11 protein-coding genes are annotated in these 13,420 nt (G+C 58.7%); 8 read left to right on the top strand and 3 right to left on the bottom strand.

What is annotated here, in order from left to right:
* The first annotated feature begins 22 nt into the window (after positions 1-22).
* The 3 genes from PCO31110_RS09225 to PCO31110_RS09215 all read left to right on the top strand — a co-directional run bounded on the left by PCO31110_RS09225 (position 23) and on the right by PCO31110_RS09215 (position 3,404).
* Complete coding sequence (locus PCO31110_RS09225) at positions 23-403, top strand: cupin domain-containing protein (protein ID WP_010806144.1); 381 nt, start codon at positions 23-25, stop codon at positions 401-403.
* A gap of 127 nt (positions 404-530) precedes the next feature.
* Positions 531-1,859: an NAD(P)/FAD-dependent oxidoreductase gene (locus PCO31110_RS09220; RefSeq protein WP_010806143.1), complete on the top strand. Its 1,329-nt coding sequence runs from the start codon at positions 531-533 to the stop codon at positions 1,857-1,859.
* Between the two features lie 111 nt (positions 1,860-1,970).
* Positions 1,971-3,404 (top strand): NAD-dependent succinate-semialdehyde dehydrogenase, encoded by a 1,434-nt coding sequence (locus tag PCO31110_RS09215; RefSeq protein ID WP_150690223.1) that lies wholly within the window; start codon positions 1,971-1,973, stop codon positions 3,402-3,404.
* Positions 3,405-3,545: 141 nt separating this feature from the next.
* On the opposite strand, the gene PCO31110_RS09210 is transcribed toward PCO31110_RS09215, so the two are convergent.
* From PCO31110_RS09210 to PCO31110_RS09200, 3 genes are all read right to left on the bottom strand, one after another.
* Positions 3,546-6,521 carry an FAD-binding and (Fe-S)-binding domain-containing protein gene (locus tag PCO31110_RS09210; protein ID WP_150690222.1) on the bottom strand — a complete coding sequence of 992 codons (2,976 nt, stop codon included), beginning with the start codon at positions 6,519-6,521 and terminating at the stop codon, positions 3,546-3,548.
* 1 nt (position 6,522) lies between these two features.
* Positions 6,523-7,551 (bottom strand): DUF1338 domain-containing protein, encoded by a 1,029-nt coding sequence (locus PCO31110_RS09205; RefSeq protein WP_150690418.1) that lies wholly within the window; start codon positions 7,549-7,551, stop codon positions 6,523-6,525.
* Positions 7,552-8,085: 534 nt separating this feature from the next.
* Positions 8,086-8,760 carry a GntR family transcriptional regulator gene (locus tag PCO31110_RS09200; protein ID WP_174979431.1) on the bottom strand — a complete coding sequence of 225 codons (675 nt, stop codon included), beginning with the start codon at positions 8,758-8,760 and terminating at the stop codon, positions 8,086-8,088.
* A 363-nt stretch (positions 8,761-9,123) separates the two neighbouring features.
* On the opposite strand from PCO31110_RS09200, the gene PCO31110_RS09195 reads away from it, so the two are divergent.
* From PCO31110_RS09195 to PCO31110_RS09175, 5 genes are all read left to right on the top strand, one after another.
* The gene (locus PCO31110_RS09195; RefSeq protein WP_150690220.1) at positions 9,124-9,876 is read left to right on the top strand and encodes an ABC transporter substrate-binding protein; all 753 of its coding nucleotides are present in this window, start codon (positions 9,124-9,126) and stop codon (positions 9,874-9,876) included.
* Between the two features lie 92 nt (positions 9,877-9,968).
* The gene (locus PCO31110_RS09190) at positions 9,969-10,628 is read left to right on the top strand and encodes an amino acid ABC transporter permease (protein WP_150690219.1); all 660 of its coding nucleotides are present in this window, start codon (positions 9,969-9,971) and stop codon (positions 10,626-10,628) included.
* Positions 10,625-11,356: an amino acid ABC transporter ATP-binding protein gene (locus tag PCO31110_RS09185; RefSeq protein WP_150583960.1), complete on the top strand. Its 732-nt coding sequence runs from the start codon at positions 10,625-10,627 to the stop codon at positions 11,354-11,356. Before PCO31110_RS09190 ends, PCO31110_RS09185 begins: the two co-directional genes overlap by 4 nt.
* Complete coding sequence (locus PCO31110_RS09180) at positions 11,349-12,713, top strand: FAD-binding oxidoreductase (protein WP_150690218.1); 1,365 nt, start codon at positions 11,349-11,351, stop codon at positions 12,711-12,713. The genes PCO31110_RS09185 and PCO31110_RS09180 overlap by 8 nt, the downstream gene beginning before the upstream one ends.
* Before the next feature lie 467 nt (positions 12,714-13,180).
* Positions 13,181-13,393, top strand: a complete 213-nt coding sequence (locus PCO31110_RS09175) for a DUF1059 domain-containing protein (RefSeq protein WP_010806134.1) — start codon at positions 13,181-13,183, stop codon at positions 13,391-13,393.
* Positions 13,394-13,420 lie beyond the last annotated feature (27 nt).

The following is a 13,420-nucleotide window of genomic DNA, read 5'->3' as shown; positions in this document are numbered from 1 at the left end:
CACTGTTTATCCTCGAGACAATATGAAACCAATCAGTTTGGACAGACTTCTCAAGATCGAGACCGCACGAATGCCGGCGACGGTTAGCTATCCTGCCGACGACATGCGCATCAATGGAACGCCCAGGCGAGCAAGCACCCCTGTGATCGACTTCCAGGCCGGATCCGCCGGCGTCGGGTTCTGGGAAGCGGAGTTCGGTGCCTGGAAATTCGCATATCCATTGGATCGCAGCGAAGTTTTTCACGTCTTGAAGGGCACCTTCTCGCTTGAAGGCGAGAACGCGCCACGCCAAGAGTTCACTGCCGGAGATACAGGCGTTATCCCCGCAGGATTTGTCGGCACGCTTAGCGTGTTGGAAGCCGTTCGAAAGATGTACGTTCTTCTTCCCCGCGCCGCTCGCTAAGCCTCGGTGCGTTAATCGCACGATGTCTTCGGAAGAGGGCGAGGCAGGTTTTCAACACGCGTGGCAAATCCACTCAACGAACAACAGGATCGACACATCATTTCGATGTTTTTGTCGTGAATAGAGAATGACGTCACTTATCGGTAGTTTTCCATCCGACCCAACCCTTCCTCAATCGTCCGATGTCGTCGTCATCGGCGCAGGTATTGTCGGCCTTTCTACGGCCCTTGAGTTGGCGAGAAAGGGGCTCAAAGTCGCAGTGGTGGAGAAGGGACTCGTCGGCGCGGAGCAATCGAGCCGAAACTGGGGGTGGGTGCGGCAATTGAATCGCGACTTTCGGGAATTGCCGTTGATGAGAGCAAGCAAAGACCTTTGGGAGGGCTTTGCGGCAACTACAGGGCATGACACCGGGTTCCGTCGAACGGGGCTGCTATTTGCCGCATCCGACGAAAAGTCGTTGAGTGAGTATCAACATTGGGTGGATGGCGCGAAAGACCGAGGTGTCCACGCTGACCTGCTCACACCCGCCCAAACCAAGGCCGCGCTCTCCAGCACCAACCAGTCCTGGCGGGGTGCCATCTATTGCAAGGAAGATGGCATGGCCGAGCCGTCGATGGCGCCGCTTGCCATTGCGAAAGCCGCGCGCGACCTGGGCGTCTCGTTCCATCAGGAGTGTGCAGCCCGCGGCATGGAGAAATCTGCCGGAAGGGTCTCAGCGGTAGTGACCGAGCGAGGTGTTATCAAGACCGGCGCCGTGGTCGTCGCAGGCGGGGCATGGTCTTCCATGTTTTGCGCTTCGCTGGGACTGCGACTCCCGCAGGCATCCGTGAACGCGACGGCGATGCGAGTGACATCCGAAACCAGAATGGTTGACTGCCCAATTGCGACCTCCACATTCTGCTTGCGGCCGAGATCCGACGGCGGATACACGCTGGCCTTATCGGGCCGGGGAACGCTCGATCTGGCGCCTCGCGGGCTCTTGTACGCGCGACAGTTTCTGCCCACTTACCTGCGCCGTCGAAAAGGGCTCAAGGTTCGCATCGGGTCGGCTTTTTTTCGCGGGCCAGGCGCGTTTGGCCGTTGGTCCCTCGACAGAGCGTCGCCGTTCGAAAGCATGCGCATTCTGGATCCCGGCCCCGATACGACACTGATTAGCGCCGCGCTCGCCTCCTTGATCGACGCTTACCCAGCCGTCAAAGGCGTGCGTATCGCCAACGCATGGGGAGGCGTGATCGATAGTACGCCCGACGCCATTCCCGTCATCTCCAGCGTTTCGAAAATTCCGGGGCTGTTTCTTTCCACTGGATACAGCGGCCACGGATTCGGGCTGGGACTCGGGGCAGGGCGACTGACGGCAGATCTTGTCGCGAACGACACGCCCATCGTCGATCCATATGCATTCCGGTACTCACGCTTTTTTGATGGCACCGCACTTGGCGGGCCCAGCGGAATGTGATTTCCCTGAAACCATCTATGGACGAGACACGCGTCCTCCTTATTAACAAACGGATGCTCGCGTGCACGCGGTGCCCGCCGTTGTGAGACAGCGTAAATACAGGGGTGTGACATGAGCTACATCGATACGAAATTATTCATCGACGGTCAATGGTGTGATGCACTTGACGGTGCGACGATCGCCGTGACAAACCCTTCGACAGGCGAGACGATCGGCTTTGTCGCACGGGCGACGAAAGACGATCTCGAGCGGGCGGTCTCTGCCGCCGCCAGAGGTTTCGCCGAATGGCGCAACGTTCCCGCCATCGAGCGTGCGAAGATTATGCGACGTGCGGCAGCGCTCTTGAGGGAGCGTCGCGACGACATCGCCCGATTGCTAACGCAAGAGCAAGGTAAGCCGATCGGAGAGGCCCGTGTCGAGATTTCTTTCGCATCCGACATCATCGAATGGTTTGCGGATGAGGGATTGCGGATTTATGGAAGGATCGTCCCGCCGCGAAGTGCAAACGTTCAGCAAACTGTCCAGAAAGAACCGGTTGGCCCCGTCGCGGCATTTACCCCTTGGAATTTCCCGGTCAATCAGATCACCAGAAAGCTGTCCGCCGCGCTGACGACCGGCTGTTCGTTCATCGTGAAGGCTCCCGAGGAAACACCGGCGTCTGCGGCAGCACTCATCGGCGCATTCGCTGACGCCGGAGTGCCCGATGGCGCCATCGGGCTGGTATTCGGCGATCCGGGCGAAGTGTCGCAGTTTCTGATTTCCCACCCAATCATTCGCAAGATCACATTCACCGGCTCCACCGAAGTCGGCAAACATCTGGCCGGCCTCGCTGGCCGGCATATGAAGCGCGCGACAATGGAGCTAGGCGGTCATGCGCCCGTTATCATTGCTGCGGACGCAGACGTCGATGAGGCGGTGCGGGTTCTGGGCGCGTCGAAGTTTCGCAACGCCGGCCAAGTATGTATTTCGCCGACGCGGTTTCTGGTGCATAACAGTTTGCGCAGCGATTTCACGGCGGCGCTCGTTCGATACGCCGATCAGTTGCAGCTTGGCGACGGTCTTTCCGAGGGGACGTCGCTAGGCCCCTTGGCGAACGAACGGCGGTTATCTGCTATGAAAGCCATCGTTGACGACGCTCGTCGCGTTGGCGCGACCGTCGCAACCGGCGGCTATCAAGTCGGGACGCGCGGGAATTTTTTCGCGCCGACGGTGCTTGCCGACGTTCCGTTGGCGGCATCGGTGCTGAATGATGAACCGTTTGGCCCTATTGCAGCCGTCCGAGGTTTCGAGACATTGGACGAGGCAATCGCCGAAGCCAACCGATTGCCTTTTGGTTTGGCGGGATACGCCTTCGCTCAGCGCTTGAAAGATATTCAGAAAATCTCCAAGGATCTGAACGTCGGCATGCTGTGGATCAATCAAGCCGCGACGCCTTGGCCGGAGATGCCGTTCGGGGGCGTAATGGATTCGGGCTACGGCTCCGAAGGTGGCTCGGAAGCGTTAGAGCCGTATCTGGTTTCGAAGGCGGTTACGGTCAAATGGTGACGCTGATGGCTTACACCGTGCGGAGCGGGCAAAGCATGCCGTCACATTGAAAAATCGATGGGCTACCCGGTGGTATCGACGACGCCAGAAGGACACGAAGGTCCTCTGGCGCGTCTGAGAGATTTACGGTGATGTGCCGTCTTACGATGCTCGCGTCAACTCGCTCGCAGGCGAGCCCACCGTTGGCGCAACGGGTGTCGTTGTCGCCAGGGCTTTAGATGCGAGTTGGGCGACGTGCATTGGCGTTTTTCCTGTGCCGTGTGCTATCTGCTCGCGACAACTGAATCCGTTGGTCAGAATGACGGTGTCTGCCGGCGCGTTGCGCACCAAGGGAAGCAGCTTGCTTTCAGCGATTTTCATCGATAGATCATAGTGTTTCGCACTAAATCCGAACGATCCCGCCATTCCGCAGCATCCCGTGTCGAGCAGTTCCCACGTCACGCCGAGCTTGTCCAGCAACGTTGTGTCTCCTTTCATGCCGAACAGTGACGTTTGGTGGCAGTGCCCATGCACGACCACTTTAGCGTCGAGCTTCGGCCAGTCGAAGTCTGCGCGGGCCACAAAATCCGAGAAAAGGAATGTCTGCTCCGATAGCATCTTTGCCATCGTGTCATCGGGCAATTGCTTGAGCAATTCGTCCTTAAAGACGGACAGGCAGCCGGGCTCCAGCCCGATGACGGGCACACCTGCCCGGACATCGCTTGCCAGTTCATCGACGGCGCTGCGCAGCAGTGATTTCGCCGCGTCCAGAAGTCCGTAGTCGTAAAGCGGACGGCCGCAGCACAACCGCTTGCGTGGTACTACCACTTCATAGCCGATCCGGGTCAAGACATCATGCGCGGCCGTAGCGATCTCCGGAGAAAAGTGATCGTTGAACGTATCGATCCATAAAATGACCCGCTTGGACGGGTTCGAAACGTTGCGGCCTCTCGCCGCGCCTCGACGGCTCGCCAGCGCCCTGAACGTACGTGGTGCAAATGCAGGCAGATTGCGCTGGGGCGCGACGCCGGCAAACCATTTGCCGATACGAGCAAAGGGGGGACTTGAAATCAGGAAGTTCGTCAATCGCGGAAGACGACTTGCCAGGGGCGCCCATTGCCCGATTCTCCCCATGACCATCGCCTGCCTCGGACGCCGATGGTTTTCGTAGTAGTGTGAAAGGAACTCCGCCTTGTATGACGCCATGTCCGTATGCGTCGGACATTCCGACCGGCATCCCTTACAGGCAAGACAGCCGTCGAGCGCTTCCTTCACTTCCCGGCTGTTCCATCCGTCCGTAATGACTTCGCCCTGGAGCATTTCCCAGAGCAGATGCGCGCGACCACGTGTGGAGTACATCTCCTCTCTCGTGGCGCGGAAGCTGGGGCACATCGTGCCGCTATCGAGCGACCGGCATTTTCCCATCCCGATGCACCGCTCGACTGCGCGTTGAAGGCCGTCTCCTTCCGGGCTGGTGAAGTTCAGTTTGGTCGTCAAAGTGACTGGCTTGTAAGACGGCCCCATCCGCAGATTCTCGTCGGCACGATAGGCGTTCACGACCTTACCCGGATTCAACCGGTTTGCCGGATCCCAGATAGCTTTGAATTCCTCCATCGCCCGCATGATTTCCGGGCCGTACATAATGGGCAGAAATTCGGCTTTTGCCTGACCATCGCCATGCTCGCCGGATAATGAGCCTCCAAAGTCGACAACGAGCTGCGCTGCCTCCCGCAGGAAGCTTCGCCACGTCAACACGCCTTGCGCGGAGCGCACGTCGAAGCTAATGCGCGCATGAACACAGCCGTCGCCGAAGTGGCCGTAGAGAGAGGTTTCGTAGCCATAGCGGTCGACAAGCGCCTGAAACTGCCGAAGATAATCGCCAAGTCGCAACGGGTCGACCGCCGCATCTTCCCAACCGATCATCGGATCTGGCGTCGACGGGTCGATCGACAATGCCACAGCAGAAGCGCCGGTCTCCCGGATCGACCAAATCTTCTGTTGCTTCGCCCTTTCCTCGACGACGAACCCGGTGACGCCGGGGCCACCCCGGCCGGCCGAAAAGTACGCGTGGGCGTCGTTGGCCTGCCTGACGGCATCGGGCAACGTGTCTGCGCCGAACTCCAGCACAACCCATGCATCCCCTGGCGGCAACAACGCTATTTCGTCGGTCTTCAGCGAGCGCGCCTGCAGTCCGCGGATGATAGCCCGGTCGAGCCCTTCGATGGCTATCGGGGAGAAGCGATTGAAATGAACCACGGCGTCGGCCGCCGTATAGATATCGTGGAACCCGAGAACGAGCAGTACACGACATGACGGGCTATGCACGAGACGAACTTTCGCCCGAAGCGTGACCGCGCAAGTTCCCTCCGTGCCAACCAGCGCGCGCGCGACATTGAACCCATTCTCAGGCAGAAGCTGGTCGAGATTGAAGCCCGACACTCGTCGCTTTATCTGCGGGAACTCGGCGCGAATGCGCTTCGCGTACCGGTCTCGAAGATCGCGAAGCTTGCGGTAGATATCGCCGCGCCGTCCACCTTGCAAGATGATGTCCTCGAGTTGGGCTTCGGTCGTAGGCCCAACCCAGAACCGCGCGCCATCGTAAGTGGCAATTTCGAGCGCCTCGACGTTCTCGACCGTCTTGCCCGCCATTACGCTATGCGCGCCGCACGAGTTGTTCGCAATCATTCCGCCAAGCGTGCAGCGACTGTGGGTCGCCGGATCCGGCGCGAACGTGAGGCCGTGTGCCTCTGCCGCGTCGCGCAGGGTGTCGCAGACGACGCCAGGCTCAACGATTGCCGATCGACTCTCGGGGTCGACTGAGACGACCCGGTTCACGTACTTGCTTGCGTCCGCCACGACCGCCACATTCACGCACTGCCCGTTTTGCGACGTGCCGCCGCCGCGTGTCAGAAATGGAACATCCATTCTGCGACACACATCCAGTGCCGCTGCGAGGTCATCGACATCTGCGGGAACGACAACGCCAAGAGGAATCTGGCGATAGTTCGATGCGTCAGACGCGTAGGCGGCCTTTGACCCGGCATCGAAACGGACTTCGCCTCGAATCGCCGTCCGAAGCTCGGCTTCAACTGTCTGAAGCAAGCGCTTGCTTGCTTGAAAAGGAGTGGCTTCTTTCACGTCACTTGGCGCCGTTGGCGGTCATCTTGAAGATGCCGGTTGCATTGCCGGCATCGAAGCGCAGGTCGGTCTTCCAGGCTCGTTCTGCTTTGTCGAATTCGCGTTTGCGCGTGATGAGTTCATAGAACGAACCTGGCACGTCCCGCGTTACGGTTTTACCGTCGGCGGACTTGAATTCGCGCTTTATCGTGTCTGCGCGATAGGCCGTTTGGAAAACCCGCCCCGAGCGAGACTGCTCAACATCCGGCTTCATCGGACGGCCCTTCGCCTTCTCGGCATCCGATAACGCGAACACGTCGTCTACGCGATCGGTGGCATGATTGAAGGCGTTTCCTTCCGTCGCGATCCACGCCATCTCGGCCGACTCTCGCAATAGCGTCTCATAGTCCACTTCGCTGGGATTGTCGTGCTGGCGGGCGAACGCGCCGACGACCACAGGCAACGGCGCCTGCGCCGTCGCAAGCGGCAGCGAGCCGTCGCGTTCGAGCTCCGACAGTTGCGAAACGGCAATTGGCGTCAGTGGGTCCTTCGATGATTCGAGAACGTTGGTCACCGCGGCTTGGAACGCCGGCGAGAATCGCTCGGGGTGCAACTCGCTGACGAAAAACTGCGCGATCTCATCGGGCGCATCTTCGTGCGCGTAAGCTCGGCCTGTCATCCCAAGTTTGTCCAGCGGATAGCGCCCATTGAGCCGGAATCCCAGCGGACGCAGAATTCTCGTGAAAGCCGCTTCCCCCGGCGGCAACGCTCCGTGATGCGGCCAGCGAACAGTGCGCAACGCACCGTGATCGAAATACACCGAGCCACCGTTCGCCACGGCTTCTGTCGTGTAGGCGTATCCGTTCGGCGAGCGTTGCAGCAGGTCGTCAAACAGTGCCATGTTCATGGCCTGAGCGAGTTCGGCGCGCGTGACCGTGCCAGCTTCCCAGTCTTGTATGGCGGACGGCATGTTGAGCGTTGAGAACAGGCGCTCGGCTTTCTCGAGGCCGAGGAGCTCCAGTAACAGCCGTTCTACGTTTGCATTGCGCATGACTACATTTCTCTCTGAAGAAACGCCGCACCGGGGCGAATATGGGGTATCGGCGAGCCGTCGAGACTGAAGCGATCGCCACGCTTTCAATGATTGAACTTCAACACGCCTCACAAATCGATGCGAAATGTGACGCCATTTGGACGAGCGTTTATCCGGCGCTGCGACATCTGGGTGAATTTATATATTTAGGGTTCCGATATTTTTTGAAATCAGGTGATTTCCTCTCGGGTGTGCGAAAAATAGCACGGAGAAATCAAGTCATAAAGTGCAATTTTGTCGAGCATTTGTGCATTATTTGCACGTGTTTTTCTTGCGCGACGAACGTACAGTGACACCGTTCTAGCACGGCTCTCTGACGATATTGTCTCGGGCCGGGGCGCGTGCTGACGGGGGCATGTCAACGCCGTTGGCGTGCTCCAACCACAGGCTGCTGATTGGCGATCACGATGACGCACGACATTGCCAGTCGTAGATGTTGGGGGGAGTGCTCCGAATCGGATTCCGTCACGCCGTTTGGCATGTCGCCGCACGCTATGCCTTGCGTCGACGGTGCCCGTAGTGAAGGTCGACGACGCCCCGAATGTGATAAATCATCTCTGCAACACCGATTGTCTCGTCGCGCCGCTCGAGTGCACTAAGCACACGAGAATGCTCGTCGATCGAATATTCGATCCAGTTCGGTGCACCGTATTCACGGCCGCGTGTCAGGCAACTCTTTTCATGTATGACCGTCAATTGCTGTAGCAGAAGTGCATTGCCCGCGCCCTCCGCGATTGTCAGATGGAACGCCGTATCAAGCGCCGAGAACCGCTGCAGATCGGCGCTTTTGAAGGCGTCGTTCTGTTCGGCAATCAGTTTTCGCAGCCGGTCAATGAGGGAGTCGTCAGCGCGTTCTACGCATAGCCGCACGGCAGTCGCTTCCAGGCTCTCGCGCACTTCATAGAGGTCGCGGATATCGCTGGGCGTCAGCTCCTTCACTTGATAGAAGCGGCCATCGCGTTCGATGAGGCCGTCATCGAGCAACTGGCGGAGTGCTTCGCGCACCGGCGTGCGGCTAACACCGTAATTTGACGCCAGTTCGACCTCCTGCACTGGAGTACCCGCCAGCAATCGCATTTCCAAGATGTCTTTTTTGATGCTCGTGTAAACGTTGCCGCCTAGCGGCCGCTGCCCCACAACTTCCGGGATCACGCCATTTTCAGACATTGCTTCCCTCGCTATAGCCATTGGTCGGTCCATTCTTGCACATTGCGTGTATACCGAAAATATACAAGCATCGTAAACGAGTAATTAAAACGCATTATTTTCGCTTGTTTTCTTTTTTCTTATTTGTAATTGTATACCCAGCGCGTTTGGAATACGCGCCGTCTCTGACAAAAAGGCCGACCATCAGTTAGGCAATCAGGGCTGCCGATATACATTGCTTGCATGCCGACCATGCCTTCGATTGCTTCGGAGTTCTATCGCCAATTGGCACGTTCGGTCACGCCTGATTGCTTCCTGACGGCGTGTCCTCGCCGCTCGCGCGATAGGCGTTTGCACTAACGACTCTGAAGAAGGACTTTGGAAATGAAAAAGCTGAGCAAGTTTTTGGTGGGCGTCGCTCTGGTCGCGGGGGTTATCTCGAGCGGCGCCGCTAGCGCCGAGACATTGAAGGTGGGCTCAACGCCCACCGGGGTACCGTTCACCTTCCTCGACACGTCGACTGAAAAAATCACCGGCGTTATGGTCGATATCATGGCCGCGGTTGCCAAGGAGGCTGGTTACGACGTCACGACCGTGCCGCTTGCGTGGTCGGCGCTCATTCCCTCGCTTACGACGGGCAAGATCGACGTGATTGCTGCGGCGATGTTCATTACGCCAGATCGTGCCAAGGCTGTCGATTTCACCGACCCCGTTTATCAGTATGGCGAAGGGGTGATCGTGCCGAAGTCGGACACGAAGAACTATGTCAGTCTGGCCGATCTGAAGGGAAAGGTGGTCGGTGCGCAAATTGGGACACCGTTTCTGAAAGCGCTTCAAGATTCGGGGCTGTTCGCTGAAGTCAGGGTCTACGAGACGCTTCAGGATCTGATGCGCGACGTCAATACCGGCCGCCTGGATGCTGGCGTTGCCGACTTTCCGATTGTTGCCTATCAACTCTCGCACGGCGGCTTCTCCAACACGCGGCTCGTCACGAGCTATAAGGCTGTCATGCCCGGTCAAGTCGGTATCGCAGTTGCAAAGGGACACCCGGAACGCATCGCGAGGCTCAACGTCGCTATTGCCAAGGTCAAAGCCGATGGCCGGATCTACGCCATCGTGAAGAAGTGGGGATTCTGACATCCGGCTCGCCGGCGCGATTTTCGCGTCGGCCTTTGGGCCGGTTTGTTACGGGCACATTCCTGCGAGCTTCGGCAATAGGACCTTGATTCATGCAAAATTTTTTCCATTATTCAGTTGAATTCCTCCCGATTCTTTTGCGGGGGGTGAAGCTGACGATCGCCGTCACGGTAGGCTCGCTCATCCTCTCGACCCTGCTTGGCATGGTATGGGCGTTGATGCGCGTATCCGGGGTGCGCACGCTTGATCTCATCGCACGCTGCGTCATCAATTTTCTGCGTGGCGTGCCGATCATTGTCCAACTCTTCGTGATCTATTTCGTTCTGCCGGAGCTTGGCATATCGCTAAGCGCGCTGAATGCGGCGATCTTCGGGTTGGGTATAGCCTATTCGGCATATCAGGCCGAGAATTTCCGCGCGGGCATTCAAGCGATCGATAGGGGGCAGTTGGAAGCCGCTCAGTCGATCGGCATGCGCCACACGATGACGATGCGCCGTGTGATCCTGCCGCAGGCGTTCCGCATTGCGTTGCCGCCCTACGGCAACACCATGATCATGATGCTCAAGGATAGCTCGCAGGCGTCGACCATCACCGTCGCCGAGCTGGCAATGCAAGGCAAATTGATTGCCACTTCCACTTTTCAGAACGCGACAGTCTTCACGTTGGTCGCGGCACTCTATCTGGTGATGTGTATTCCACTGTTCCTGCTCGTCGGTCGGATGGAAAAGAAGCTCGGGAGCGGACGCAGATGATTGAGCTACAGGAAGTTCATAAGAGTTACGGCGCACTTCAGGTCATCAAGGGCGTGTCCGCCTCGGTATCAAAGGGTGAGGTTGTCTGCCTGATTGGGCCGTCCGGGTCGGGCAAGTCGACTATCCTCCGCTGCATCAATGGCCTTGAGACATATCAGAGCGGCACGATCGAGATCGAGGGGCGCAGGATCGACGCGACGCACCGGTCGATCGCGGAAATTCGCACGAACGTATCGATGGTATTTCAGCGATTCAACCTGTTCCCGCACCGAACTGTGCTTGAAAACGTCATCGAGGGGCCGGTATTTGTCAAAGGCGAGCCGAAGAAGGAAGCGATCGAGCGCGGACGTAGCCTGCTCGACCGTGTGGGCTTATCCGCCAAGGAAAACGTATATCCGACGCAGTTATCGGGCGGTCAGCAGCAACGTGTGGCCATTGCACGGGCCCTTGCCATGCAACCCAAGGCGATCCTCTTCGACGAGCCAACCTCGGCACTGGATCCCGAACTCGTCGGCGAAGTCCTTGCGGTCATGCGACGCCTCGCCGACGAACAAATGACCATGATCGTGGTAACGCACGAGATGGGTTTTGCGCGCGACGTTGCGGATCGCGTGCTGTTCCTCGACGGGGGCATGATCGTGGAGCAGGGGACGGCCAAAGAAGTGCTGGGCAACCCGCAACATCCGCGTACTCAGGACTTTCTCAAACGAGTGATCGAGCATGTCTAATTTCAAGACGTCAAGCGTAGACGACCGAAGTCAGCTCGCTTCTCAGTATTCTGGATCCGGGACGTCCGGCAACCTTTTTCCCTTGGCTCCAGCATTGTGGGCCGATACGGCGGTGCCTGCCGTCTCCACGCCTGCGCTCGGCGAAAGCACAACGGCCGACGTTGCGATCATTGGTGCCGGCTACGCGGGCTTGTCGGCCGCCTACCATCTCGCCAAGCACGGCGTGAGCGTTGTCGTGCTGGAATCTCGCGAGCCTGGCTGGGGTGGTTCCGGGCGCAACGGCGGGCAGATTATTCCTGGCCTCAAGTACGATCCGGACGAACTGGAGGCGAAGTTCGGTGGTGAGGCTGGGCGCGCGGTGGTCGCTTTCGCGGGATCGACGACGGAACATGTGTTCAGGCTGATCGAGACCGAGAAGCTGGCGGTGCCGCACGTTCGCAACGGCTGGGTTCAGGGAGCCCATAACGAAAAGGCAATGAAAACGGTCGAAACGCGCATGAGTCAGTGGACACGGCGCGGTATGACGGGAGCCCGCCTTCTCGATGCCGCTGGCGTCCAGCAACTGCTGGGCACGAACGCTTACAAGGGGGGCTGGCTGAATCCCCATGGCGGCGGACTTCAGCCGTTGAGCTACGCGCGAGAGCTGGCCCGCGTGGCGATCGGCGCTGGCGCGAAGGTCCATGGCCTGACCCACGTGACCGGCTGGCGGCGTGAAGGCAGTGCGTGGAAGGTCGACACGAAGCAAGGGGCTCACGTGCTGGCAAAGACCGTGATGGTATGCACCAACGCCTACACGCGCGAGCTCTCCCCGCAATTGGCCAGCACGGTAATCACGCCGAACTCTTACCAGCTCTCCACGGTTCCGCTGACGGCGGAGCAGGCAGCGAGCGTGCTACCCGAAGGGCATGTATCGTCGGACACTCGCAATCTGCTGCTGTATTTCCGCAAGGATCATACGGGCCGCTTGCTCATGGGCGGACGAGGCCCATTCCGTCAGCCCAGGTTGAAAAGCGATTGGGCGCATCTCGAACGCGCTGTCTGGAAGATGTTTCCGCAGTTGCAGGGAATTGCGTTTGACCATAGATGGTGCGGCCATGTGTCGATAACACGCGATTTCATACCACATCTGCATGAATCGGAACCAGGTTTGATCGTCAATATTGGCTGCATGGGCCGTGGCGTGGCGCTCGAAACGGCCATGGGAGCGGCGCTGGCTCGCTACTATGTCACTCGCGACGAGAGGGCGTTGCCCTTTCCCCTGACCCGGATCTCGCGGATACCACTCCATGGTCTGCAGCAGCTGTATCTTGCTGCGGTTGTCAGTTGGTATCGCATGCGCGATGCGGGGCTGATCTGAGTGCACGTCGCGGCAAGCTGACTTTTTTCGGTTCACCATCCCGTTCGGGAAGGGGACTCAGCCGCTGGGTGCCGAACCGGTCAGCGTTTCATAGCCCCTTGTTAGCCGCGGATAGTCGCTAACAAAACCACATCATCGCCAGGACGGCTCGCCGAGGCATCGAGAAGAACGATCGACTTGGCGGGCGTCGTTGGGTTGTTGAGCGCGCACATGCCGGGCCAGACCCATCTCGCTTTGCTCTGTCTTGGTTGTCCCCTCATCCGCGCTCGACGTGTCGATGGGCTTTGTTTGCGGAGCCTGGCGCCGTAGCCTCGGCGCCGCTTCACATCCGCCACCCGCGACCTATACTTTTTGAATGATTTCGTTCGCGGAAAGGAGGCGCAACGGTGCTCAACGGACTTCGCGGAACATTGCGCGCAGTCATCCACACAAACCCTGCCTATTTCTTTTCGTACGAGGAGAAAATCATGGCTCGCAAATACATCGATTGCCGGGAATTCCCGAGCGAAACGAACTGCTCCGTCGCGCTGAGCGCCGATTCCGAAAGCGAGTTGCTGGAAGCGGCCGTGCAGCATGCGGTTACGGTTCACAAGCATGCCGATTCGCCGGAGTTGCGTTCACAACTGAAGACGCTTTTCCATGACGGCACCCCACCAGTAGAAGCACCGCGTCGCGGGTAAAGCGCTCGCTGTCCGATTGACGAGCGT

The organism is Pandoraea communis (assembly GCF_902459745.1).
GTDB lineage: Bacteria > Pseudomonadota > Gammaproteobacteria > Burkholderiales > Burkholderiaceae > Pandoraea > Pandoraea communis.
The sequence above is the reverse complement of the archived record's forward strand: the minus strand, read 5'-3'. Positions and strand labels throughout refer to the sequence as shown.